At 43.2% G+C, this 23,788-nt stretch carries 26 protein-coding genes and 1 tRNA gene; 14 read left to right on the forward strand and 13 right to left on the reverse strand.

Going from position 1 to position 23,788, the window contains the following annotated elements; genetic code table 11:
• Positions 1–37 precede the first annotated feature (37 nt).
• Entirely contained in the window at positions 38–778 is a 741-nt protein-coding gene (locus LP667_RS14700; RefSeq protein WP_021732209.1) for a helix-turn-helix transcriptional regulator, read from the forward strand.
• Positions 779–1,279: 501 nt separating this feature from the next.
• Here LP667_RS14700 and LP667_RS14705 read toward each other — a convergent pair.
• Together LP667_RS14705 and LP667_RS14710 are read right to left on the reverse strand one after the other, a co-directional pair.
• Positions 1,280–1,777, reverse strand: coding sequence for a MarR family winged helix-turn-helix transcriptional regulator (locus tag LP667_RS14705; protein WP_021732210.1), 498 nt, complete (start codon positions 1,775–1,777; stop codon positions 1,280–1,282).
• A gap of 159 nt (positions 1,778–1,936) precedes the next feature.
• Positions 1,937–2,575 (reverse strand): TetR/AcrR family transcriptional regulator, encoded by a 639-nt coding sequence (locus LP667_RS14710; RefSeq protein WP_050584281.1) that lies wholly within the window; start codon positions 2,573–2,575, stop codon positions 1,937–1,939.
• A gap of 325 nt (positions 2,576–2,900) precedes the next feature.
• On the opposite strand from LP667_RS14710, the gene LP667_RS14715 reads away from it, so the two are divergent.
• From LP667_RS14715 to gad, 3 genes are all read left to right on the forward strand, one after another.
• The gene (locus LP667_RS14715) at positions 2,901–4,562 is read left to right on the forward strand and encodes a phosphoenolpyruvate carboxykinase (ATP) (RefSeq protein WP_021732212.1); all 1,662 of its coding nucleotides are present in this window, start codon (positions 2,901–2,903) and stop codon (positions 4,560–4,562) included.
• A 101-nt stretch (positions 4,563–4,663) separates the two neighbouring features.
• On the forward strand, positions 4,664–4,861 hold the full coding sequence (locus tag LP667_RS14720; RefSeq protein ID WP_021732213.1) for an LBP_cg2779 family protein: 198 nt from the start codon (positions 4,664–4,666) through the stop codon (positions 4,859–4,861).
• 173 nt (positions 4,862–5,034) lie between these two features.
• Complete coding sequence (gene gad, locus LP667_RS14725; protein ID WP_033609572.1) at positions 5,035–6,438, forward strand: glutamate decarboxylase; 1,404 nt, start codon at positions 5,035–5,037, stop codon at positions 6,436–6,438.
• A gap of 133 nt (positions 6,439–6,571) precedes the next feature.
• Here gad and LP667_RS14730 read toward each other — a convergent pair whose 3' ends face one another.
• Both LP667_RS14730 and LP667_RS14735 read right to left on the reverse strand, forming a co-directional pair.
• Positions 6,572–7,627, reverse strand: coding sequence for a C40 family peptidase (locus LP667_RS14730; protein ID WP_056988453.1), 1,056 nt, complete (start codon positions 7,625–7,627; stop codon positions 6,572–6,574).
• Between the two features lie 325 nt (positions 7,628–7,952).
• Positions 7,953–8,288: a hypothetical protein gene (locus tag LP667_RS14735; RefSeq protein WP_021732216.1), complete on the reverse strand. Its 336-nt coding sequence runs from the start codon at positions 8,286–8,288 to the stop codon at positions 7,953–7,955.
• Between the two features lie 116 nt (positions 8,289–8,404).
• Here LP667_RS14735 and LP667_RS14740 point away from each other — a divergent pair, with 116 nt between their 5' ends.
• Positions 8,405–8,776: a hypothetical protein gene (locus tag LP667_RS14740; protein WP_056988454.1), complete on the forward strand. Its 372-nt coding sequence runs from the start codon at positions 8,405–8,407 to the stop codon at positions 8,774–8,776.
• Between the two features lie 53 nt (positions 8,777–8,829).
• A tRNA-Ala gene (locus LP667_RS14745) sits at positions 8,830–8,902 on the forward strand.
• Between the two features lie 235 nt (positions 8,903–9,137).
• Here the strand turns inward: LP667_RS14745 and LP667_RS14750 are convergent.
• From LP667_RS14750 to LP667_RS14760, 3 genes are read right to left on the reverse strand one after another with little or no spacing between them, the layout of a single operon-like run.
• Positions 9,138–9,725 carry a nuclear transport factor 2 family protein gene (locus LP667_RS14750; RefSeq protein ID WP_021732218.1) on the reverse strand — a complete coding sequence of 196 codons (588 nt, stop codon included), beginning with the start codon at positions 9,723–9,725 and terminating at the stop codon, positions 9,138–9,140.
• 22 nt (positions 9,726–9,747) lie between these two features.
• Complete coding sequence (locus tag LP667_RS14755; RefSeq protein ID WP_021732219.1) at positions 9,748–10,059, reverse strand: DUF2316 family protein; 312 nt, start codon at positions 10,057–10,059, stop codon at positions 9,748–9,750.
• A 13-nt stretch (positions 10,060–10,072) separates the two neighbouring features.
• Positions 10,073–11,074: an amidohydrolase family protein gene (locus LP667_RS14760; RefSeq protein WP_021732220.1), complete on the reverse strand. Its 1,002-nt coding sequence runs from the start codon at positions 11,072–11,074 to the stop codon at positions 10,073–10,075.
• Positions 11,075–11,193: 119 nt separating this feature from the next.
• Here LP667_RS14760 and LP667_RS14765 point away from each other — a divergent pair, with 119 nt between their 5' ends.
• The 4 genes from LP667_RS14765 (at position 11,194) to LP667_RS14780 (ending at position 14,563) form a co-directional block, all read left to right on the forward strand.
• Positions 11,194–11,772: a TetR/AcrR family transcriptional regulator gene (locus LP667_RS14765; protein WP_021732221.1), complete on the forward strand. Its 579-nt coding sequence runs from the start codon at positions 11,194–11,196 to the stop codon at positions 11,770–11,772.
• A 160-nt stretch (positions 11,773–11,932) separates the two neighbouring features.
• On the forward strand, positions 11,933–12,886 hold the full coding sequence (locus LP667_RS14770) for a Dyp-type peroxidase (RefSeq protein ID WP_021356134.1): 954 nt from the start codon (positions 11,933–11,935) through the stop codon (positions 12,884–12,886).
• 267 nt (positions 12,887–13,153) lie between these two features.
• Entirely contained in the window at positions 13,154–13,867 is a 714-nt protein-coding gene (locus LP667_RS14775) for a demethylmenaquinone methyltransferase (RefSeq protein WP_021732222.1), read from the forward strand.
• A complete protein-coding gene (locus tag LP667_RS14780; protein WP_021732223.1) occupies positions 13,868–14,563 on the forward strand; it encodes a YdcF family protein in 696 nt (231 codons plus the stop codon).
• 97 nt (positions 14,564–14,660) lie between these two features.
• Here LP667_RS14780 and LP667_RS14785 read toward each other — a convergent pair whose 3' ends face one another.
• Complete coding sequence (locus LP667_RS14785) at positions 14,661–15,632, reverse strand: SGNH/GDSL hydrolase family protein (protein WP_021732224.1); 972 nt, start codon at positions 15,630–15,632, stop codon at positions 14,661–14,663.
• 1,199 nt (positions 15,633–16,831) lie between these two features.
• Here LP667_RS14785 and LP667_RS14795 point away from each other — a divergent pair.
• Complete coding sequence (locus LP667_RS14795; protein WP_056988590.1) at positions 16,832–18,736, forward strand: heavy metal translocating P-type ATPase; 1,905 nt, start codon at positions 16,832–16,834, stop codon at positions 18,734–18,736.
• Between the two features lie 510 nt (positions 18,737–19,246).
• Here LP667_RS14795 and LP667_RS14805 read toward each other — a convergent pair.
• Positions 19,247–19,450 (reverse strand): hypothetical protein, encoded by a 204-nt coding sequence (locus LP667_RS14805; RefSeq protein WP_021732227.1) that lies wholly within the window; start codon positions 19,448–19,450, stop codon positions 19,247–19,249.
• A gap of 248 nt (positions 19,451–19,698) precedes the next feature.
• Complete coding sequence (locus LP667_RS14810; RefSeq protein ID WP_003645580.1) at positions 19,699–20,451, reverse strand: MIP/aquaporin family protein; 753 nt, start codon at positions 20,449–20,451, stop codon at positions 19,699–19,701.
• Positions 20,452–20,834: 383 nt separating this feature from the next.
• On the opposite strand from LP667_RS14810, the gene LP667_RS14815 reads away from it, so the two are divergent.
• Both LP667_RS14815 and LP667_RS14820 read left to right on the forward strand, forming a co-directional pair.
• Positions 20,835–21,155, forward strand: a complete 321-nt coding sequence (locus LP667_RS14815; RefSeq protein WP_021732228.1) for a thioredoxin family protein — start codon at positions 20,835–20,837, stop codon at positions 21,153–21,155.
• An 18-nt stretch (positions 21,156–21,173) separates the two neighbouring features.
• Complete coding sequence (locus tag LP667_RS14820; protein WP_021732229.1) at positions 21,174–21,443, forward strand: metal-sensitive transcriptional regulator; 270 nt, start codon at positions 21,174–21,176, stop codon at positions 21,441–21,443.
• A gap of 99 nt (positions 21,444–21,542) precedes the next feature.
• Here LP667_RS14820 and LP667_RS14825 read toward each other — a convergent pair whose 3' ends face one another.
• The 3 genes from LP667_RS14825 to LP667_RS14835 form a co-directional block, all read right to left on the reverse strand.
• Positions 21,543–21,746: a hypothetical protein gene (locus tag LP667_RS14825; RefSeq protein WP_021732230.1), complete on the reverse strand. Its 204-nt coding sequence runs from the start codon at positions 21,744–21,746 to the stop codon at positions 21,543–21,545.
• 127 nt (positions 21,747–21,873) lie between these two features.
• The gene (locus LP667_RS14830; protein WP_021732231.1) at positions 21,874–22,428 is read right to left on the reverse strand and encodes a Dps family protein; all 555 of its coding nucleotides are present in this window, start codon (positions 22,426–22,428) and stop codon (positions 21,874–21,876) included.
• 12 nt (positions 22,429–22,440) lie between these two features.
• On the reverse strand, positions 22,441–22,662 hold the full coding sequence (locus tag LP667_RS14835) for a heavy-metal-associated domain-containing protein (RefSeq protein ID WP_024272221.1): 222 nt from the start codon (positions 22,660–22,662) through the stop codon (positions 22,441–22,443).
• 200 nt (positions 22,663–22,862) lie between these two features.
• Between LP667_RS14835 and LP667_RS14840 the strand changes: the two genes are divergently transcribed.
• Positions 22,863–23,528: a Crp/Fnr family transcriptional regulator gene (locus LP667_RS14840; protein ID WP_021732232.1), complete on the forward strand. Its 666-nt coding sequence runs from the start codon at positions 22,863–22,865 to the stop codon at positions 23,526–23,528.
• The last annotated feature ends 260 nt before the right edge of the window (positions 23,529–23,788 follow it).

The following is a 23,788-nucleotide window of genomic DNA, read 5'->3' on the forward strand; positions in this document are numbered from 1 at the left end:
CTATTACTTTTGTAATTTTGCAAGGAGGCATTGTCCATTGATATTTTCAGAACTCGAACTTTCTCAAGTAGAACGCAATTTCACGTTTGATTTTGCCATTTTAGAACATGATTTAAGCTATTTTTTTGAAAAACGTTGTTTAAATTATGCCTTAGAGCACATCCATCGATTTGATGATCGTATTAAAGATAATTTATATAATATTCGCCCAGTAATTTTAAAAGAATCTCTAATCGCATTAACCTGCGATCTAGCAAGTGTTAGTTTCTATCGTTACTTAAACATGATTACTTTTGTCAACCTGAGAAAAGACATTCTTCATTATCTCATGACGGCAACATTGACGAACGATGACTTTTTGCCACTTTTAGAGACAATTGTTAATAACTATTTTAGCAACCTTGATACCCTTGACATTCCGATCGATAGTAAGCGACTCTCTAAACAGGTTGCCTTAGTCGTCTACTACATCGACAATCACTGTGATGAACCGCTTAAAACAAATACAATCTTAAAGGAATTGACCTTAGATCCTGAGTACACGAAACGTAAATTTCGTAAAGAGTTAGGCTTTACAATTAATTTTTATATCCGTCACGCTAAGTTACAGCGGGCAAAACAATTATTAATCAATACTCATCTTCCCATAGGTGAAATTGCCGATAAAATCAAATTTTATAATAGCGCTGAGTTTGCTCGTCAATTCCAAAAAGAATTTGACGTCACACCTAGCCGATATCGCGAGTTAAATCAGATTTTTTACAAAAAAGAATCATAGTTCTCTCTTTGCTTGTACAATAAAATCTTTTTTTGTATTTTAAATTAATCATATAAGTTTTAACAGTCAAAAATTGATTTCTTTCGTTTTATATCAACTAATATTGTAGCCAAATCAGTTTAGTCTTTAACGTTGAAAGAAAATGCGACTCATTATGACTAAAAATTAGTACTCATTAACACGACTGACCACGGCTGATTTTTCATATTTACTGGATAAACCAATTTTTCTGACTGTTATACAAGTTGTTAACATAGCTTTGCCAATCAATATAAATTGATTGGCATTTTTTTAGTACACACACGGATTGCATTTGATAGCGTATCCATTCACTAATATTATTGATAAATACTGGTCAAATAATATTATGACTTTTATAAAAGCTATAAATTGCCCAAAGGCTCTCAACAGTATGAAACATCAATATAATTATAAAAAAATAACATCACTAAAATTAAAATTTTAGTGATGTTATTTAAATCATTTTCAGTGTACTAACAATTATGCTTCAGCACGCTTTACATCCACATACGTGGTCTTTTTAGTCTGCTTGCTAGCATCTTCATTAACAAACTTGTCCATAAATTCTTCAACTAAATTCAAAGTTTGGTATTGTTTAGCTAAACTAAAGCTTTGACGCCATTCTCGATTACGTTGAATTAATTCAGTGAAGACTTCGTGTTCGATCCGTGCACCCTCTGGCGTTAATTTTAGAACTTTGTTCCGCCGATCATGGTCTTCAGCCTCTTGGTATAAATAGTCCTTACGTAATAAGCGACCAATTAACCGAGAAATTGCTGAGCGGGTCACACCGTGGCTTTCAGCAATATCCATCAACCGAATTTTGCCCTTAGCTTCAGCAATATCATACAAGATATAAAATTCATCTAATGTAATGCCGTGTTCCGTTGCTGGTTCAGCAAACATATCCGATAAATTTTTAAACCCATGTAAGTACATATGGCTAAAACGATTAAAAAATTCCATATCTTCATTCATTGTTCAAGTCTCCCTTTCACTAGTCGAATTATCATTAAACTCCCAATCATAATTCGCCCCATGCTTTTTCATAAATTAGTAAGCGTCTTTTATCATTTCCCCGCTTTAAAGTGTACTAGTATATTTTACGAAATACAAGTAATTTAGATTACTTTAATATTAAATTTTTATTTCAGTACTCAAATCAATCGTGGCATGTCTATGAAGGTGGGTAATAAACTGTTGATAATAATAATCAGTATTATATTTGGCTGTACTTAAATAGATTTGGTCAATTTTCTCAGTATTTTCACCTAATAACAAGTAAAACGCTTGGTCAATATTCTCTGAAATCATGCCAACACTAGCTCTTAGAATCTTGCGTTTAAAGAAGACCGCCATTCCACCAGATAATGCAAAATTAAGCGCATATCTAATCATGGCCGCCTCACCTTCAACGCCAATGGCTTCTAACCAATCTAATGTCACTAGCACCATCTCAGTCGTTAACTCGGGACTTTCAAATATATCTTGTATGAAGTGTTCCATCGTCGGGTTTTCATCCAGCATGCGCAATACAAAACTCATTTGAATCATTGTTCGTTGATGGGCCGACAGCATAGTTAGCTGTTCATTACTATAAATAAACGCGCTAAGTGTTAACTCATTCAGCATTGTACTTAGCAAAACAATTTTCTTGGGAAAATAATGCTGAAGTAACGACTTACTGATGTCACAAGCAACCGCGATATCTTTCATCTGTACATTTGCATAGCCTTGCTCTGCAAACAAGCGAAACGCAGTATTAACTATTTCCATTCGTCGTTGGGTATTTCTTCTTCTTGGCACTAGGTAGCCCCCTCACAAATTTGCGCATCATTCTCTTTAAATAAACTATACTAATATAGCTTTAAACGCAAGTTATAATTTAATCGGAAGGTTAATCGATAACCGCTTAAACTATTAATATGATTATAATCTATCAAATGGTCAATCCAGTTATCTAGCAAGCTTAACTACTAACTAGCAAAAATTTGAGACTAAGTATTTGCAAACGAAAATGTTTTTCGGCATACAAGAAAGCGCTTTCTTATACGCCTGTTTGTGCTAAAATGAACTTAACAACTAACAGGGAGGCTACAACATGAGCACTAAAAATTCTTATCAATTAGCCGATATTGGTCGTAATAATCCAATTTTTTCACAAATTCGTTCTACCGTCGAAACGGCCTTTTACGGTAACAATATGCACCACGTTGATGATGTCGCTGCCGCTTACCACCTTGCCACGAAGGACCCCGGAACCGTTATTACGGACCTCCCAATCTATCGGGCCAGTGATTTAGGCCTGCCAGCTGACGCTAAGATGTTAATTGCAAATACTGGCAAAGTCGTTGGTCGGACTGCGCAAGCTCGCCGGATTTTAGGTAATCCTGGTGTTAGTGAAACTGATATGGCCGGCCGACTTCGCCAGGCATTATTTGCGAGCGCTCACAAAGATTTTATCAAAACAGATGTTTTAGTTGGGCTGAATGAGGATTTCATTGTCCGGGCACACTTAGCCATTCCTGACGGTTTTGCAAATAATTTACTCTCCTATATGCTTAACTTTCAGCCAATCACTAAAGCTTATCAAGAAATGTTCGACCAGTCCGTAGCCTACCCAGAAGGTGACATTTATATTTATGCCGACCCAACTTATCATGATCCTGATTATCCAGATGGACTCGCAATCTTTGATCCCCAACATAACACAGCCGCGATTTTAGGGATGCCATATTTTGGCGAGTTAAAGAAATCAACTCTGACTTTAGCTTGGTCAATTGCTCATCGGCACGGTTTCGTTGCCTGTCATGGTGGCTTAAAGGCTTTCCACTTCAAGGATAAGCAAGATCAAGTCTTCGCTATGTTTGGATTATCAGGTTCCGGAAAATCCACACTGACTCATGCCAAACACGGTTATAAGTACGATATCACCGTACTGCACGACGATGCTTTTGTCATTAATCGTAAGGATGGTAGTTCCGTAGCACTCGAACCTTCCTACTTCGATAAAACTAACGACTACCCGATGACATCTGATGAGACCAAGTACTTTATGACCATTCAAAATGTTGGGGTAACTTTGGACGATCAGGGTCGCAAAGTTCTCGTTACTGAGGACCTTCGCAATGGTAACGGTCGAACAATCAAATCTCGGTATGCCTCAACTAATCGTGTTGATAAAGAGGCCGCACCGATCAATGCAATTTTCTGGATTATGAAGGATGACAGTTTACCACCCGTTATCAAAGTTGATGATCCCGTATTAGCCGCCACATTCGGTGCCACCTTAGCAACCAAGCGCAGCTCAGCTGAAAATATTATTGGTGACGTCGATCGAAATGCCTTAGTCATTGAACCATTTGCTAACCCATTTAGAGTCTATCCATTATCAGAAGACTATCATGATTTCAAAGCACTCTTTGAAGAACGTCATCTGGATTGTTATTTATTGAACACCGGTTTCTTTGGTGACAAGAAGATCCCTAAAGAAATCACCTTGGGTGCATTAGAAGCAATTGTCAACAACACGACCGAATGGGAATCATTCGCTGGTTTAGACCACATGCAAAACCTAAAATTGGCTGATTTTCCAGTCGATTATCGTAATACCGACTACCGCAACCTGGTCGCGACACGTCTGGGCATCCGAGCTAACTTCGTTGATCACTATCAACATGATAATGATGATCGCTTGCCACACGAGATCAATGACATTCTAGTTCACTTACAAGATCAATTAAAACAACCAATAAAAAAATAGGGTGGCTTTCGTTCCCCGTTTCAAACCAATTAAGGTTATAATAAAAGTATCAGGTATGTGGCACTGAACTTTTACGAATTCTGAAAATCGGGGTGAGGAGCATGGAACTACCATTAAGTCAATTATCAGAAAAACTCATCAGTTTTGAACGCGAGCATCATCTTACAGATAACGACCTTGCATTTGGCAGCCAACTATCAGTTGAACGGATTCATAATATTAAATCTGGTGAAGCAACGCCAACTCAAGAAGAACTGCAACTGTTGAAGAAATTCATGAATAGCAAAACCAAAGCCTAACTGTTAGTTCAGCGATAAAACCTAATCGGGACAACGGTCCTCACAAAAACTGGTCGTCAATTCGACCAGTTTTTTGTTGGTCACGAAAGAAGAATTGCATTTTAATTTACCTGATGACCACCCCCATGCTATACTCGGCACAACTTATAGAGATAAGGGTGACTAACATGGCAATGTTATATGGTAAACATAATCATGAAGCTGAAGAATATTTGGAGCCAGTCTTTGGTGCCCCTTCCGAACAACACGATCTTCCCAAGTATCGCTTACCAAAGCATTCACTAGCACCAAGGGAAGCTGACCGCTTAGTTCGTGATGAGTTATTAGACGAAGGCAATTCGCGACTAAACCTGGCAACTTTTTGTCAGACCTATATGGAACCTGAAGCCGTTGAATTAATGAAAGATACGCTAGCTAAGAATGCCATCGACAAATCAGAGTATCCCCGTACGGCTGAAATCGAAAATCGTTGCGTCAATATTATTGCTAATCTGTGGCATGCCCCTAGTGATGAACACTTCACGGGCACCTCCACGATTGGTTCCTCCGAAGCCTGTATGTTAGGCGGCTTAGCCATGAAATTCGCCTGGCGTAAACGCGCTCAGGCGGCGGGATTAGATTTGAACGCACAACGACCAAATCTCGTTATTTCGGCCGGTTACCAAGTTTGTTGGGAAAAATTCTGTGTCTATTGGGATATTGATATGCACGTCGTTCCAATGGACGAACAACATATGGCCCTTGATGTTGACCACGTCTTAGACTATGTTGACGAATACACGATTGGCATCGTCGGTATTATGGGTATCACGTACACTGGCCAATATGATGACTTAGTAGCTCTTGATAAAGTTGTTTCTCACTATAATAACCACCATCCTAAACTCCCCGTCTATATCCACGTTGACGCCGCATCCGGGGGCTTCTACACGCCCTTCATTGAGCCACAACTCACTTGGGATTTCAGATTGGCGAACGTTGTGTCAATCAACGCTTCCGGTCACAAATATGGCTTAGTCTATCCAGGCGTTGGTTGGATTATCTGGCGTGACCGCCAATTCTTACCACCAGAATTAGTCTTCAAAGTCAGTTATCTAGGTGGAGAACTACCCACAATGGCCATCAACTTTTCCCACAGTGCTGCCCAACTGATTGGCCAATACTATAATTTTATCCGGTTCGGCATGGATGGTTACCGTGAAATCCAAACCAAGACTCACGATGTCGCTCGATACCTCGCAACTGCGCTGGACAAATTAGGTGAATTCGAGATGATTAATGACGGCCATCAGTTGCCCCTGATCTGCTATCAATTAGCACCCCGTAACAGTCGTGAATGGACACTCTACGACCTATCGGACCGCTTATTAATGAATGGCTGGCAAGTACCAACTTACCCCTTACCTGCTAATTTAGAGCAACAAGTCATTCAACGTATCGTCGTCCGAGCCGACTTTGGTATGAATATGGCTCACGATTTTATCGATGATTTGACTAAAGCCGTTCACAATTTGAACCAAGCTCACATTGTCTACCATCGTGATGAAGCACCAAAAAGGTACGGCTTTACGCACTGAATCACCGCACTATTTCTAAAATCAACTGATTTGATTTTAGAAATAACTAATATAGTTCTTGTATATAAAAAATAGCATTATCCTAATTTCAGTGAACTAGGATAATGCTATTTGTCCATTTAAGGAACGTTAATTACATGTGGATAGCAAAGCTTGGTGTGTAGTAAGCAGTGCTCTTGATTGAGACAGATTCACCATAAGTTGGTGAAGCGATGTATTGGCCACCGCCTAAGTAAATCCCAACGTGGTAAGGTGCTGAATTAGAACCCCAGAAGACCAAGTCGCCAGCTTGCGCTTGGCTGAATGATACGTGAGTACCAATCGTTGCTTGGGTATAAGTAGTCCGACCGATTGAACGACCAACCTTAGCAAAGGCAGCTTGCGTGAATGCAGAGCAATCCATTTGTTCGTAAGGTGTGCCAATGAAAGTCTTAGCAGCAGCAATTACTGAGCTGTATGATGCAGTTGCAGTAGTCGTTGATGCACTGTAGGCCGTTGCCTTAACAGTCGCTGATGAGCTGTTCGTAGTTGTGTTACTTGCAGTTGAGCTTGCTTGTGAGCTCGTTGAAGTAGCAGCAGATTGCGTGCTAGTTGCAGTCGTGCTAGTAGATGATGCTACTGAAGTTGAGCTTTGTGAAGCTGAACTTTGACTAGCAGAGCTTTGTGAAGTTGCTGAACTAGTTACAGCACTTGAGCTTGCTTGTGAAGCTACTGAACTCGTTGAAGCACTTGAAGTTACACTGCTTGCACTAGCAGTTGAAGTGCTACTTGATTGAGCAGCTACTGAGCTACTTGATACTGCTTGGCTCGTACTACTTGCACTAGTAGTTGATGAGCTAGTTGCAGCTGCACTAGTCGTTGAACTAGCAGCTTGTGAACTTGTTGAAGTTGCGGCACTAGTTGACTTAGTACTGCTTGCACTAGCAGTCGTCGTCTTAGTCGTAACCTTTTCACCAGTCTTAACACCAGGAATATTGATGGTCTTACCAGCAATAATCATATTAGGATTGCTTAAGCCGTTAGCTTCAGCAATCTTGTCAACTGAGAGATTGTACTTTTGTGCGTATGCCCAAACAGTGTCCCCTGCTTTGATCGTCATTGTATCGGCATTGGCAACTGCTTGACTAGTAACTAACATACCAGCTAAAGCAGCCGTCCCTAACATTACTTGTTTAATATTTACTTTCACTTTAATAATGATCACTCCAAAAAGAATGTCACGTATGTACTTCAAGCCAACGTCTATACTACTCAATTTGTGTTACATACCAATACCAACAAAATAACAATATGTTACGAAAGTTACAAAACCGTAACAATAATTAGCCATCGTAACATTTCCACTCTGAAATCCTATTATACCGGCATCTTTTTATTACTAAAATTCACTCTTGATTCATAGTTTTTTCAAAAAAAGTTATTCTTTATTTTAAAAAACCGAATTTCCATTTACAATTCATGGAAATTCGGCTAAATTTCAATTAAATTACGACCAAACGTTCGGTTAATTGGAACTATTTTGGTAGTCGTTGTCGATGATGCGTCCGCGGTAGTCCCAAAAGCCACCGAATATCATTACCAGTAAAATTCAGCTTCAAAAATTCACCATTTTGACCTTGCTGATACATGATCAACAAAACTTGATCTTGCAACTTAATGACTTGTCGGGCGATTTCCTCATCAAATAAATATTGCCTAGTCGCAGTAGCAATTTCACCTACTGCAAAGATCTGTGCAGCGTTGGCAAATACCTGCTCTTTGCCCAGCGCCAACTGGGCTTGTTTAAATTGAGTGTACGACTGATCCAAGACTTGGCCTGCTTGATCTTCCAATGCGGTTACTGTGGTCATGATTGCGCACCTCCTAAATTTATTCCTATTGTAACCGCCACCGCTGACTTTGACCACGCTAAACCGTTCTTTTTAAATAAAATTTGCTATACTAAAATGACAAAGGGGAAATTAACTTGACGAATACCGACGATTGCTATTATCAACCAACCGACATCAAAGATGCGCTTCAAACAATTCAAAAATTATTTAATACTTATACCGACGCCCCATTAACACCAGAATTAATGGCTTATCATCAAAAATTAGTTAATCAGTTAGCCACTAATTTATTGCCACTAGCACAACAGCAGCACGACAAATTACGGATCACCCAGATTAATTCAATGATGGCCGTCATGCAAGATTGGCTGAAATTAAGACTGAATGGCCAAGTCTTCGGCGGCAAAATGCAACACTTCAAGTTTGCCAGCAACCAAAAAGCGCAGTACAAGCGACGAGTGCATAAAATTCGCGGCAATCAAAATCATCGTGCTAGTCGTCATTGATGACCAAACGAGACTTGCACGACTAGTATTTTGCGGTATACTAAAAGTGTATTGGGCCCTTAGCTCAGTTGGGAGAGCGCCTGCTTCGCATGCAGGAGGTCGTCGGTTCAAATCCGGTAGGGTCCATTAGTATGATAAAAACACTAGGCGCGTTGTGATCAGAAATGATTACAACGCGCCTTTTTTGACCGTAATTTATTTGTATTTATTAAAGTAACAGTATGTTGCTTTAATTTTTCCACTTCTGATCAAACACATTAAAGGTGCTTATTTCTGTTACAAATTGCCTTTTTCATTCGCTAATAATTAGCTACCCACTATCCTGACAGAGATAGCCCGCTAATTTCAATCTAGACAACACTCAAGCTCGCAACCACGCGGCTGTTTCCGCGTACAATCGCGCAACTTCTTCAGGTCGATCCGTCCCTAATAAGTCCTGACTAATTTGACCACCGGCGGCTTGTCGGACATAGGCCAGAAATTGATATGAAGGCCGTAAGCCGCTAAAATCCTGTGATGCCACGTGTAAATCCTGTCCCGCAATGACTGGTCGTAAATTATCACTTTCGTTAATTGAGGTCAATCGACTAATCTTCCACTTAGTGTCACGGCGTTCGACACGGTAAATTAGTCGCCGATATGATTCTAACTCCGCTAAAGTACCATTGACCATCATGCGCATATGCGTCGTGGTTGGTAGTTCCACGTATGCCTTATCGCCATTCAGATGAACGACAGGCGTACTGACGCTTCCCACAATAACAAAGCGCGGATCAACTTCCTTCGATGCTGCGCCAATAAATGTACTTAGTGGTCCTTGTTGCCAACTAGTTGCCACAGTCGCGTCCGCGTAATAGCAATCGCGGATTTCGGAGTTATGCCGGGTACGAAATAAACGCTCGCGGGCCACTAGTTCACTAATTAACGCAATATCAGTTCCATTACTCATTTGATGATTTCCTCCAACCATTTTAGCAATCACCGATTGACATTTCACGACGATCAATGACAGTGCTATTCAAAAACCAATGACGATGCCAGTCACCACTTAATGCCGTAAATGGTACCGGGATCTTTCCTGCTGCCGCCACCTTTTCAATCAAATAATTGCGTAAAATCCACGGATCGTTCAAAGATTGTTGGGTTAAGTCAAATAAGTGATCGAGCTTAGTTGAACTAATCGCTAAATCATCAGCTACCTGGGCTTTCGTAAGACCAGTCAACGCAAAGTTAGCTTGTAATTCATCCCGGGTTGCCTGCATTTGTTGTGCGTTTAATGACATTATTTCGTTCCTCCTATAATTTAAATAACGTGGTTGCCGTGCCAAACGCGATTTGAGCCCGTTGTTCATCGGTCAAGTCGGCGGTATCCAAGAAACTTTCACTCGTTTTCGGCTGCTTATACGGGTAATCAAGCGAATACATCAGGTGATCCGCTCCCATCTCCGCTAACATAAATTGCAACTGGGGCGCACTTAAAATACCACTTGGCGTCACGTACACATTCTGACGGTAATAAGTACTAAACGGGTACTGCAAGTCCGTATATGTTGTTAACTCATCATCCAAACGTTCTAAAAACAGCGGGACTAGTTCGCCCCAGTGTCCTGAAATGAGTTTCAAACCAGGCAACTTATCAAAAATACCACTAGCAATCATCCGTATCACTTGAATGCCAACATCCATATGCCAACCATAACCGGCAGATGATAAGATCCCCGTGACAACGTCAGACCATTGGTTGCTTTCAAAATAATGATTCGTCACCGCTTGCGGAATAAATGAGGGATGAAAATACACGGGGACATCAAGCCTCGCAGCTGCTTCAAAGATTGGTAAGAAGAATGGTTCATCAAAAAATTTATTCTGATAATTGCCTTTCAGCAACACGCCCCGTAATCCCAGCGTTGTTACCGCTCGATTTAATTCAGCGACCGCGGCTTGCGGATCACCGACGGGTAGAACGGCCAACCCAGCATAACGATCAGGATGAGCTGCCACCACTTTCGCTAATTCATCATTAGCTAATTGTGAGAGTGGAACTGCTTGTTCCGGCGATAAATTCTGTGGTGATGAATTACCATAAGATAACACCTGCATATCAATGCCATATTGAGCCATAAATGCCAGGCGTTCATGCTGGGTGTCTTGCATAATTGCAGGACTCGGTAAATTGTCCCGCATGTACTGGCGTAGCGCTGGACTAACTGTTGGTAACGCAGCGTTACCAACAGCTTGACGCATCGCGCCAGTCACAGCTGCCGATTCAAAATGCTCTTCAACGGTAATTAATTTCATTAGTCCACAATCTCCTTAATTGGTCAGCTATGTCTAACTGTGACAGCTATTATAGACGCTTTCGTAGACTAAAAAAGGGACGTTTTGAGACATATTGTACATTGGTGTATCATTAACATATGACAAAATTAATTATGAACAATCAATTGCATATTGATCAGCGAACTCATCAAACTCATCGCAAATTGATCACTGCCTTGCAAGCAAATTTTAAAGCGCAAAAGTCCTTCAACGAGTTGACTGTCAAACAACTTTGTCTGGATGCCCATGTTGGACGCGCCACTTTTTATCGTCATCACCAAGATATTGAAGATATCATTGTGATTGAATACTTAATTGCCTTACAACAGTTAGGACAAGCGTTGAATGACTTAACGACACCATCTTACGCGACCATTGCTGGTGCGATCGTCACGACGATTCGCACACATCTGGACCTCCCTCTACTCGTGACATGGGCCCAGTGTCGCGAGCGGGTCATCCCATTAGAGGTTGGTTTTGCCCAACAGCTGCTAACTAGCTTAGCCATCCATCCTAAGCAACGACATTTTATGGCAACCTATCTCGGCAACTGTCTTCACCAGTTAGCTTGGCAACTTGCGACCACGCAGCCAACACTCAGCAGAATTGAGACTTACCGGCTATTTATTCAATTAATTCCTAACGTCTTACAAGCACCAACAATTCCAACTGACTAATCCGTTTAGTTATCAGGATACACATCACGTTAGTTTGGCTGCCTGCCCCCGATGCTGGCGAATGTTGGCATTATTCACACTCGCCGTTTGCCTTTATTTGACGCTACCCGTACCACCATGTACGCTAACAATATCAAACAATTTATGGAGGAAATATACCATGCCAATCAATCCCAATCGCGCCCAAGATGTCTGGAAGGATGTCGGTGAACACGTTCAATTTACCGTTCTTCAATTAAATCGTCAGGATCAGCAACACGACCGTGAAGTCTTTCAAGAATTTGCAGATCGGTCACAAGCCATCATTCGCTCATTACGTATCCGGGACGCCAAACCTGAAACTGGCACCCAGTTAAAAGTTAGCATCGGCATCAGCAGCGCCGCTTGGGATTACCTGTTTCCTGGCGCTCCCAAGCCTAAAGAATTAGAAACCTATACCACTTTGAGTGGACCCAAATACACCATGCCAGCAACACCCGGCGACCTCTTCTTCCACATTCGCGCAAGCAACGAAGCGGTCGTCTACGAATGCCAGACGCAATTCCAGCGGGTCTTAGCGCCAATCACGACCGTCCTCGATGAGACGAAGGGCTTTCGTTACTTCGAGGGCCGGGCCATCATTGGCTTTATCGACGGGACGGAAGCGCCGGCCGTAGAAGATGCCGCTGATTATGCCTTAGTTGGTGACGAAGATCCCCAGTTCATCAACGGTTCTTACGCCTTTGCACAAAAATGGCAACATGATATGCCCGTGTGGGAACATATGCATACCGAAGATCAGGAAAAAGCCGTTGGCCGTGAAAAATTCAGCGACTTCGAGTTAGAAGACGAAGATAAGTTTAAGAATGCTCACAACGTTGCTTCAAAATTGGAAATTGATGGTGTCGAACAAAAAATCGTTCGGATGAATGTCCCGTACTCCAATCCAGCCGCTGGTAATACGGGGACGTACTTCATTGGTTATGCCCGCCACTGGACGGTTACCAAAGGCATGCTGCAAAACATGGTCGACCAAAGTGACTTTTTACTAACTTTCTCAACTTTACTATCCGGGCAAGCGTTCTTCATCCCATCACGTGACCTGTTCGCTCAAATTGCAGATGATGATTTTTAAGCTATTGCTAGCGTACTCGTTTTGACGTTAAGGCTTCGATTAGGAACACGCTGTCAAAAAAGGCAGTCTTGATTGGTACTTAATACATACCGATCGAGACTGCCTTTATGTTGTTCTAACTTTAGTTTAACGGTTTATTCGCGAACAATATTAACAGCGGCGAAATCAATATCGTGGCTTTATATTGATTATCATTCCTTTTCACGGTAACTGACAACCAACATCTGCTATAGTGGTAAGTAAAGTAACTATCAGGAGGTACCACTTATGGCAAATCGCTACTTACATAACGTCCAGGGATTATTCGACACCATTGCGCCGAACTATGACCGCATGAACAACATTATCAGTCTCGGAACGCATCGTCATTGGCGCAAGCAAACGATGGCCCAAATTCATTTAACGCCTAACGCCCATGTTCTCGACCTCTGTTGTGGTACGGGTGATTGGACGATCGCACTGGCTAAAGAATTACAGGCACCCGGTGAAGTCATCGGGTTAGACTTTTCAGCCCCAATGTTAAAACTGGCCCAACAAAAAGTGGCCCAGCAACAGGTTGCCGATCGGGTCTGGTTACGCCGCGGCAATGCGATGCATCTTCCGTTTAAGGACAACACCTTTGACCTCGTCACGATTGGCTTCGGACTCCGCAACTTGCCTGATAAAGCCCAAGCTTTAACTGAAATTTATCGCGTACTAAAACCGGGGGCTCGCTTGGTCTGCTTAGAGACGTCCCAACCCGATCAGCCATTGATCAAACCAGTTTGGCAGTGGTATTTCACAAAAGTAGTCCCGTTATTCGGACGTCTATTCGCCCATCAATATCAGGAATATTCCTATTTACAGGAAACCACTCGTCACTTTGCAAGCTACCAACAATTAGCAACGATGTTTCAGCAAGCCGGCTTTCAAAATGTTCACTTCCAACGGTTCAACTTTGGAGCCGCAGCGGCTCACTTTGGGACTAAGGAGGCCAAGTAATTGGATGAACTGACTGCTTTCAATCAATGTCTGGCGTGGTTGACACACACCACCACCCTACCTGAGCACCTCGATGGCCTGGTCCTTTGTGGCAACAGCCTCCCAGCAACAGCCACTGCAGCGGGCCAGTTAGCCCAAGACTATCAATTACCACTACTCATTATTGCGGGCGGCGTCGGCCACGCCACTAAGTATTTACGGCAAAACTTAAACTTGCCAAAATCTCAAGCTAGTGAGGCTGAGTTGATGGCAACACTTGTCCGCCAGACCGGTTATCAAGGCAGCATCCGCCTCGACAAGACTTCTACCAATACCGGTAGCAATGCCACGCATGCCCGCGCGTTAGCCCCCACCGATTGGCGTCACGTCCTACTCGTACAAGACCCGTTACTCGCGCGGCGGACTACCCTAACGTTCTCAGCTAATTGGTCCCATGCCAACTTTATTCGCTATGCGCCAGCGACCTTGCAATTAAACCAGCTACAACCAATGCAATTTACACCAAACACAATATTAGCTGGCTGGCAACCCGCTTACTTTACTGAACTCTTACTCGGTGAATTTCAACGCCTAGTGGATACCCCCACCGGTTATGGTCCCCGTGGTCAGGGCTTCATCGCCCATGTGGATATTCCCGAAGAAGTGCTCGCTGCGGTCCGGTATTTACAGTCGCAATCACTACACCGTCAGCGTTAACGTTTATTTTTAAAATCTAGTAGTGCCACCCAAAAATCCCGTTTCACTGTAGCGATGTTCTGCTGCAATGAAACGGGATTTTTAAAAGATTGGTTGATCACGATTTAAAAACATCTGGATACTGTGTTCGCAACGCTTGTGCTGTTAATTCGCCCGCCATCCGGGAGCCGGCTAAATCTAAATGCACCCCGTCCGTGGTACTGAGTTGCCAAGTAGCCGTTTCAATGAATTGCCATTGCATAAACTCGGCCACGACCGCACGAATAATCGACGCAAAATTCTGATTAAACGGGATCATTACAGCAAGCCGGCTATTCGGGTAAAGCGTCTGCACCTGATTAAGGAAGCGGCGCAAAACTACCGTGAACGTCGTATCGTCTGCTTGTCGATCATTAGTACCAACATTAATCACAACTAAATCCGTGGGTACTGGTTGCCACGTTGTTTTACTATCCACGGCTGTTAAAACCTCCGGCAGCACCGGCACGCCACCAGTTCCTGGTTTGCTGAGTCCACCGGCACTATAAGCAATGCGGACATTCCGTGCATTCAACAAGTCACTCGCAACAGCTGCATAATTAGCTTCTGCGCGATAATCTTCAGCGGGTTGCTTACCCATGACCCAGCAACCGGCCGTCAGCGAATCCCCAATCCACGTCACGCTGTGTCGGCCTAACTGGACTGGCTGTAACTCCCCATCTGTCGTCAGGGCTTTTACTGCAAAACCTTGATTGCCATCCCACACACGGTCCTCATCAGTATTACCACTCAAAACTACCCGTACCACGTGGAGCCGACCATCCAGTGTCAACCACAGGGGGGCATTCGTCACCGCCTGCCGTTGAAAAGGCAAGCCATCAATCTGAATCGCCACCCAACTCGGTAGCTCATAGGCCAACGGCAAGAATGTCAACCGCACAAAACTAGCATCAGTGACTTGAAAATCGATTTCAGCACCCAAATTAGTGCTATACATCACGTCTCGATCCGCAATTTGCTTGACCGCCCAACGCCCCTGAAAGTATGCCGGCATCAAGGGTTGATTGGCCTGCGTTATTTGATAATCCACGTTTTTCCCTCCTATACCTCTTGTTTACTCAAACTTGATCATCCTATTTATTCTTCCGTTAACTTGTCATGAAACATGATTAAAACGTGCTATTTAGTTGGCTTACTGTTCGTCAGCCGGTGTGCGTCCTATGCCGACCTCCGGGGCTGGGTGACAATTGCTGGAACGTAAGCCGACGTCGATTTGAGCCCGTGCACAACCCGCCCGATCTCAAATACGAGTCTTATTCTAAGCCGGAAGCAACCCACTTCCAGCTAAGAATAATTTGGCTACTGAGCATTGTCACCCATCCCCTCCAGTCTCAAGCCTGTGAGGAGCCACGGGTTGAAGCCGAGGGATTAATGCGGTTTTGGCATTAGTCCGTTGGCGTAGCAAGCACAGGCTTCAGTGGCACCGAGCACGTTTCGGTAAGCCGCTCGAATGGCTGATGAACGGTCACTTAATTCGGTATAATTTGTCGTTGAATATTTTGATACGAGAACTTTGAGTGAAACATCAGAGTGAAACATCAGAATGTATTCTCTACTTTGTCGAAACGTTCAATTATTATGACTGGTAACTCAGAAATAGTGAGCTATCACAATATCTTTTTCAGTCTGACAGTTGATTGATAAAATTATTGTTTATGAAAAACAATGACAAATTCATCAAAAGTTGGGTACATCTTCGTCCGCCATTCGAATACTGTCCCGACTGGAAGGCGTTTCTGCCAATGCTCAGCGGTGCAAGAGTGTGAGGTTCAGACGGGTTCAGACGGGTTGAGACTGAGGATTAGCCTAGCTATGACGTTAAGCGGTGAATTTCCGCTTGGCATCATAGCGTAGCTAACCGGAAGTCTCAGTCTGACCTGAACACATTTCACCAATATGGATTAAGGCGTGGAAGACCAGTATTTAAGACGTGGTCTTCGGCTTAAATCTGTGTCCACCGCGTTCCAGCAATTGGCAGAAATGCCTGGAAGTCGGTTTAGGACGCACCTACCAAAAAGGTTTACACTCTAACCCGAACTGTTTCCAGCGGGTCTAAGCTAGCTGCTTTTGAATTTAAAAAATAGCACGTTTTAATCATAATCACTGCCAGCAATAATCAGCCCGTCCGAAATTAATACTACTATTTTGCAAAACTTGACGCCTATCAAGTTGCCATCAAGTCAAACTCACTATACTAGGGTCATCAAATCAAATAAGGAGTTGCAAATTATGAAATTCCAACTATTTCTCACTAAACATACAAATCAGATTACCTTAGTCACAGGGGTTTTAATTGTCTTAGGGATGCTCAGCAAATATCTCTTACAGTTCACCCTCGGCTACCAGGTCACCTTGGCAGTTGCCTCCATCATTGCCGTTGTTCCAATCGCAATTCGTGCTTGGAGTGCGCTACGCAATAGAGTCTTCAGTATTGAACTATTAGTCAGTATCGCCGTTATTGGCGCCTTCATTATTGGTGAATTCAACGAATCCGCAATCGTTACTTTCCTCTTCTTGTTTGGCTCCTATCTCGAAAGCAAGACTTTGCAGAAGACGCGGACCGCAATCAAAGGCTTGACTGACATGTCACCAACTACCGCAACTTTAGTTACTGATAACGGCACCGAAGAAGTCGACGTCGATGATGTGGACGAAGGCGACGTTGTTCTAGTTAAAACTGGGAGTCAGGTTCCCGTTGACGGGGTTGTGGTTGAAGGTAACGGCTATCTTAATGAAGCCTCAATTACTGGCGAAGCTCGTCAAATCAACAAGCAACTCGACGACTCGGTTTACTCAGGAACAATGGTTGAAAATGGCTATCTGAAGATCAAAGCGACTCAGGTTGGCGACGATACAACTTTTGCCAAAATTATTGAATTGGTTGAAGAAGCTCAAGATACCAAGTCCAAAGCTGAAAAGTTCATCGACCGCTTTGCCCAATATTATACGCCTGCCGTCCTCGTTTTAGCAGTCTTAGTCTTCGCCTTCTCCCGTGACTTTCGCTTAGCCATCACGGTGCTGGTTCTCGGTTGCCCAGGTGCCTTAGTTATCGGCGCCCCAGTGTCAAACGTTGCCGGAATCGGGAATGGTGCCAAGCGTGGTATCCTGATCAAGGGTGGCGAAGTCGTCGATACTTTTGCCAAAGTCGATACCCTGGTCTTCGATAAGACTGGTACTTTAACGGAAGGTAATACTGCCGTTACAACCATGCACACTTACACCAACAATACTGACAATCAATTAGCTTTAGCAGCCGCCATCGAAGGTGTTTCTGACCACCCGTTAGGCCAAGCCATTGTGACCTATGCCGCGCAAAAATCAGCCAGCGTTGCACCTGTACTGGACGATACCGAAACCGTTAAAGGGCAAGGCATCTGCGCAAAAGTCAGTCAACAAGAAATTGTTATCGGTAACCAGAAGATGTTAACTGCTCATCATATTAAACTAAACCCAGCCCAACTCAAGGACCTCAACGACTTACAAGCTGGTGGTCAATCGACCGTTATCATGGCGGTCGACGGTCAAGTCCAACTCATCTTTGGGATTGCCGATACAATTCGGCCAGGTGTTAAAGATTCACTCGCAGCACTGAAAGCCCAAGGAATCAAAAAGCTCGTTATGCTAACTGGTGACAACCAATTAACGGCTCAGGCCGTCGCGGACGAATTGAATTTAGACGAAGTTCACGCGAACCTGTTGCCAGAAGAGAAGGTCGAATATGTCAAGCAGCTTAAAGAAGCTGGCAATACGGTTGCCTTTATCGGTGATGGCATCAATGACAGTCCTTCTATCGCTAACGCTGACATTGGGATTGCAATGGGTAGCGGGACCGATGTTGCCATCGACACATCCGATGTCGTCTTAATGCAATCAAGCTTTCCCGCATTAGTTCACGCCCACGGCTTAGCAAAGAAAACGGTCTTGAACACTCGCGAGAACATCTTTATCGCCATTGCGACCGTGGCCTTCCTACTAATCGGTTTAATCTTTGGCTACATCTACATGGCTAGCGGTATGTTCATCCATGAAGCCAGTATTCTAGTCGTCATCTTCAACGCCATGCGCTTGATCAACTTCCAGACCAAGTTCGACAAACAACAACCAGCCAAAGCGGTTCAAGCAGCAACCGCCTAATTCAGATTTACCCTCACACCACTTATTGACCAAAACGGCACTCCGACTAGTCTTCCCCAACTAGTCGGAGTGCCGTTTACCATCCTGTATTTAAAAACGATCAAGCGATAATAATTTCAAATTATCATGACGCCGTATACGACTGGCTGGTGACCAAACCAGTTGGATTTCCACTAAACTGAGATGCCACCGAATAGCGACCCTGAAAATTTCAGCACACATCTATAATGACTTTAGTACTGAGCAGTTCGGCCTACCTTTGCTTGTACTTAAAAATGACGACCGCGAGTCCTAAAATGCCAAGCATTATTGGAACCTTGATTGCGGTAAATGGCAATCCAAATTGCGCTAAAAATGTAAATGAAGCATCCGATTAATAAAACACCACCATATCGCTTAAAGAAAACAATAATTGAATTATTTGGATACCGCCTTTTTAAATACAGTAATAGCAATATAAAGCTGACATAAAGTGCAGTACGCGTCAAAATACTGAGCGACATATACAACCTAATCATCCAATGATACTTTGAAACTAACCGCGTCAGCACGCGGCTGTGTGCTGGAAATTGTGTGTTGTCCCAGTCGTGCAGTAGCTGTCGTTCTTATTGATTGAACATCAGCATTGGCACTTGCTTTAAGAGTTGCGCCCAAAACGGTTGATACTAATAAAGTGGTTGCTAAAGCAACATAAATAACCGAACCTTTTAACATAAGCAGCACCATCCTCTCAAATTCAACGTTAATAACAAGCAACACGTTACACATTTATATTAACAACAGCTTTGCCTTATCGTCATCAATTTTCGGTAAATATTATGTATTGTTTCTGAAAACACATCAACCAATAACGGCCTGCCGAATAGTCTTTCCCAGCTAGTCAGCAGGTCGTTTTGGCATGTTGCGATAAAAATGATAGACCAATAATAATTTCATAAATACGCTCGGTTAATTAATTGCGATTATAAACCAAAAAAGATCTTATAAATCCAAATTCCAATAACAGCACCAACAATTGGGGCAACCACGGGAACCCAACTATATTCCCAGTGAGAACTGCCTTTGTTCGGCACCGGTAATAGCGCGTGTACTAACCGTGGTCCCAAGTCACGGGCCGGATTTAGGGCCGGACCGGTTGGACCTCCTAACGAAATAACCATGGCAGCAATCAAAAGTCCAACGCCAATATTGGCGATATCGATATTTTGATGAAAAAACATCCCACGATATAATCCCATGGCACCAAAAATCAGGACTGCGGTTCCAACCATTTCCGTAACAAAACCGTTTAACTGACTGTTCGCATGATCACTAGTTGCAAACGTCCCTAAGACCGCCTCATTATCAGTCGTTTGCCGATAATGGGGCCAGTACAGTGCTAAAATCAAGCATTGGCCTGCGATTGCTCCTAGAAATTGCCAGATTAAGTAAGGCGCGACGTGCGCCCAGGGAAAGATTCCAATCACGGCCTGCCCAATCGTAATCGCGGGGTTTAAATGATTACCAGAAATCGAGCCAAACATCATGGCTGGAAGCATGACCCCCAGTCCATATCCCGATGCAACCAGGAGCCATCCTCCATTGGCGAGTCCTGGATCATCGTTACCAGTCGTGTTCTTCAGGAATGCATTAGCGACAGCACCATTACCTAGTAATACTAGGATCAGCGTGCCAAAAAATTCAGCGGCGTAGCGTGCTTCCCATGAACCTGTCATCTGTAAATCCTCCTCGTATGGTACCGAGCATCTATGATAATTTGAAGATACCAGATAAAGCTATTTATGTAAACGCTTTATTTTGCTTAAATAAGCGGTTTCTAATAATTCACCATAAACCTACCAGATACCCTGGGCTGTATAATTATGAATCGTTAGTATAACACGCTCACGTCAACATGAGATCTTCTACGTTAATGCTCGCGATCACAACTAGAAGATTCTCAGGTGACGCTAGCTTCCACAACGAATCGTTAGTATCTAATCACCCAATACATCAGTCCTTTTTAAATCTCTCCACGTCCAGAAACAAAATACTTGCTTGCATATACCTATGGGGGTATATTATTTAGTGACAAATACTTACTAAGGAGTCAGCTAAAATGATTAAAGAAATACATGACCAAGATTTTGCCAAAGAAACCGATACTGGTATCGCCGTTATTGATTTTCGCGCGGATTGGTGCCCACCCTGTCGCATGATGGACCCAATCCTTACGTCCCTTTCTGAAGACCCCGCTTACAAGGATCAGGTCAACTTCGTTTCATTGAACATTGACCATGACCAAACTACGGCCAGTCAGTTCCAAGTTCAAGGAATTCCAACCTTCCTGATCAAGAAAGACGGCCAAGTCGTCAGTCACATGGTCGGGGCACGTCCCAAGCCTGATTTTGAAGCCGAGCTCAAAAAAGCACTCGCTTAATTACAAAGGGGGGCTATTATGGCAACTACTGAAGAATATGTCACTAGTAAGCAGATCAAGACCCGGCTGAAACGCTCGGCTGGTCAACTGGACGGCGTTTTACGCATGATGGACGAAAATCGCCCTTGCGAAGATGTCTTGGTTCAGCTTTCAGCAGTGAAATCAAGTATCGACAAGGCTATGAAACTCGTCATCGCCCGTAATATTAATAATTGTGTAGATGCGATGACCACGACTGATGTTCAGAATCTTGAACACTCCTTGGATCTACTGCTAAAAACCAAATAACGCCAAAAAAGACGGTGTCACCAATCTCAGTTGGTTACACCGTCTTTTTAGTACCTATTGACTCAGTTAAGCATCGTATCCATCAGTTTGATTATCAGGTCAATCTTTCCAATCGCCTTTTTTCCAGTCATCATGGTTCCAATCATCTTTTTTCCAGTCATCGTCGTCATCACTGTGGGACTGCTCGGTATCCTTGGGCGCTCGTTTAGCTCGCTTCAACAGTACCGCCGTTGAAACCACCGTTACGAACCCAGTCGCAATAATAAAGACAAATGTCCACATCACAATATCGCTAATCGACATCTCGGGGCCCTCCCATTAATTTAATTGTCGTTAGTATAGCGCAGGCCCGTCGTAATAGCAAAAGCGCCCTGGATAGCTTGCCCACACAATCGCTATCCAGAGCGTTTAATTCTTCAGCGACACCGACCTAATCGTCGTCATCCTCATCTTCTTCATCTAAACCAGTTCGAGCATCGTTACCAAGATAAGCTTGTAATTCCCGAATATTGCGATTGTTACTGCCACGATAAGCAACTAACCAAGCCGCCAGTGCCGGCCGGGTTTCCTTTTCAGCAAGCTTGATAGCCCGGTCAACGAATAGGTTTTCCGTATCAAAATCCTTAATTGTTGCAGCCACGAGCTCATCAGCGGATCGATACTTGAAAGCCCCATTTTCTTCCAACATTGAATACTTGGTTAATTCAGCCGTTGTGGAAGATGGCTTTTGGTTTTCATCTAGGAGTAATTCGCCTAATTCAGCAAACTGACGGATGTTTTGAGCTAACAAGCGTTGATATGCCGTCCGCAATGCCAATGATTGTGGGCCTTTAACGTACCACTTCACTTGGGTCAACTTAACGTAAGCCACCATTAAGTTAGATAAAATGTGATTCGTCATTGCGCCCGCTGTTGGGACATGGTGATCAATGTCACTCTGTTTTAATTCCGCTGCGTATTGTTCGTCGATCGTTAGTTCACTCATCGTTTATTCCTCCTACTTAACCTTGACGTTTTCAACTTCGTAGCCAAGTCCGGTAACGACTTGTGCCAAGTCATCGGCATTCGTCACTTCCGGATCAAAGTTAGCCTTGACCTTGCTAGCATTGAATAGCACCTTAACATTCTCAACGCCGTCATGGTTAGCAACGGCCTTTTCGATCTTAGTCATGCATGATGGGCAAGTTAACGTTCCTAATTGCATAATAATTTTCATAATCAATTACCTCCGTGTTGTTCATTTGATGGTTCTATCATAACCGGATTTGATTGATCAGAACTTGACGGCCGTCAAGAAATTCAAAATAGTTTTACGCTACAATATAGTTATTAAAACAGCAGGAAACTTAAAACGTCAAACCCTATCTACCAATCAAAATCTGTTATAGTTAGGGTGAATTTACCCAGGAGGTGGGCCTTATGGCAGAACATGAATGCGTGCAGTTAGTCCCAATTTTTAGCGAACTCGGTAACGAACAATTAGACACCATCGAATCGATTGTTCGTCATCACCATTATCCAGCCGGCAGCACTTTATTTGGCGCTGATGATCCACTGGATTCACTGATGATTGTTGCCAATGGGCAGGTTAAAGTCTATCAGCTAGCTGCCAATGGTCGCGAACAACTATTATACCTATTGCAAACTGGTGATATCGATGGCGAAGCTGCCTTGTTTGAAAACCAACGGCGGACCTCGTTTGGCGAAGCCTTAGTACCAACTGATGTTTGCAGCATTCGCCGCTCAGATTTTCAGGACTTGATGCAAAAATATCCAAGTATCAGCATCAATGTCTTAAACGTCTTTGGTAAACGTCTCAGTCAGCTCGAACGGCAAACGACAAGTACGGCCACCGAATCAGTCGAAGCGCGGTTAGCCAACTATATCACCGAAACGGCAGCAGCTCTGAAATCGGATACGTTTAAACTGCCATTAAAGAAAAAGGATCTGGCGACGTTCCTCGGTACCACCCCTGAAAGCATCAGCCGTAAACTCGCATTGTTCGAGCATCAAGGTCTAATTACGCAAAAGCCTGGCAAAGTCATCGAAATTAACGATGCCGATCAGTTATTATTAACTGAATAATGACTAATAATTAAATTACCCTTAATTCCCCGAATAACTAATGGTTCCACCGTTAGTCGTCCGGGGAATTTTCTATCAAGCATTGTCGACAGCCATCACGACCTTAAACAGTGATTTACAAGCATTAACGATTCACTCATACCAATAATTTGGAAGTAATTTTGGCTTCTATAATTAATATTCACTGTCTGATTGCCATTGATTCGGAACTATTAAGATGATTAGTATCATTTTTTGCTAAGTCAGTGCCTGATGATACC

The sequence above is a fragment of the Lactiplantibacillus paraplantarum genome, assembly GCF_003641145.1.
Classification (GTDB): Bacteria; Bacillota; Bacilli; order Lactobacillales; family Lactobacillaceae; genus Lactiplantibacillus; species Lactiplantibacillus paraplantarum.

What these genes read in the sequence shown, in the direction of transcription:
- LP667_RS14705 (WP_021732210.1), bottom strand. Translation starts at nt 1,777, where the DNA reads ATGAATGAAGATATGGAATTTTTTAATCGTTTTAGCCATATGTACTTA.
- LP667_RS14710 (WP_050584281.1), bottom strand. Translation starts at nt 2,575, where the DNA reads ATGGAAATAGTTAATACTGCGTTTCGCTTGTTTGCAGAGCAAGGCTAT.
- LP667_RS14715 (WP_021732212.1), top strand. Translation starts at nt 2,901, where the DNA reads ATGAGCACTAAAAATTCTTATCAATTAGCCGATATTGGTCGTAATAAT.
- LP667_RS14720 (WP_021732213.1), top strand. Translation starts at nt 4,664, where the DNA reads ATGGAACTACCATTAAGTCAATTATCAGAAAAACTCATCAGTTTTGAA.
- gad (WP_033609572.1), top strand. Translation starts at nt 5,035, where the DNA reads ATGTTATATGGTAAACATAATCATGAAGCTGAAGAATATTTGGAGCCA.
- LP667_RS14735 (WP_021732216.1), bottom strand. Translation starts at nt 8,288, where the DNA reads ATGACCACAGTAACCGCATTGGAAGATCAAGCAGGCCAAGTCTTGGAT.
- LP667_RS14750 (WP_021732218.1), bottom strand. Translation starts at nt 9,725, where the DNA reads ATGAGTAATGGAACTGATATTGCGTTAATTAGTGAACTAGTGGCCCGC.
- LP667_RS14755 (WP_021732219.1), bottom strand. Translation starts at nt 10,059, where the DNA reads ATGTCATTAAACGCACAACAAATGCAGGCAACCCGGGATGAATTACAA.
- LP667_RS14760 (WP_021732220.1), bottom strand. Translation starts at nt 11,074, where the DNA reads ATGAAATTAATTACCGTTGAAGAGCATTTTGAATCGGCAGCTGTGACT.
- LP667_RS14765 (WP_021732221.1), top strand. Translation starts at nt 11,194, where the DNA reads ATGACAAAATTAATTATGAACAATCAATTGCATATTGATCAGCGAACT.
- LP667_RS14770 (WP_021356134.1), top strand. Translation starts at nt 11,933, where the DNA reads ATGCCAATCAATCCCAATCGCGCCCAAGATGTCTGGAAGGATGTCGGT.
- LP667_RS14775 (WP_021732222.1), top strand. Translation starts at nt 13,154, where the DNA reads ATGGCAAATCGCTACTTACATAACGTCCAGGGATTATTCGACACCATT.
- LP667_RS14795 (WP_056988590.1), top strand. Translation starts at nt 16,832, where the DNA reads ATGAAATTCCAACTATTTCTCACTAAACATACAAATCAGATTACCTTA.
- LP667_RS14805 (WP_021732227.1), bottom strand. Translation starts at nt 19,450, where the DNA reads ATGTTAAAAGGTTCGGTTATTTATGTTGCTTTAGCAACCACTTTATTA.
- LP667_RS14810 (WP_003645580.1), bottom strand. Translation starts at nt 20,451, where the DNA reads ATGACAGGTTCATGGGAAGCACGCTACGCCGCTGAATTTTTTGGCACG.
- LP667_RS14815 (WP_021732228.1), top strand. Translation starts at nt 20,835, where the DNA reads ATGATTAAAGAAATACATGACCAAGATTTTGCCAAAGAAACCGATACT.
- LP667_RS14820 (WP_021732229.1), top strand. Translation starts at nt 21,174, where the DNA reads ATGGCAACTACTGAAGAATATGTCACTAGTAAGCAGATCAAGACCCGG.
- LP667_RS14825 (WP_021732230.1), bottom strand. Translation starts at nt 21,746, where the DNA reads ATGTCGATTAGCGATATTGTGATGTGGACATTTGTCTTTATTATTGCG.
- LP667_RS14830 (WP_021732231.1), bottom strand. Translation starts at nt 22,428, where the DNA reads ATGAGTGAACTAACGATCGACGAACAATACGCAGCGGAATTAAAACAG.
- LP667_RS14840 (WP_021732232.1), top strand. Translation starts at nt 22,863, where the DNA reads ATGGCAGAACATGAATGCGTGCAGTTAGTCCCAATTTTTAGCGAACTC.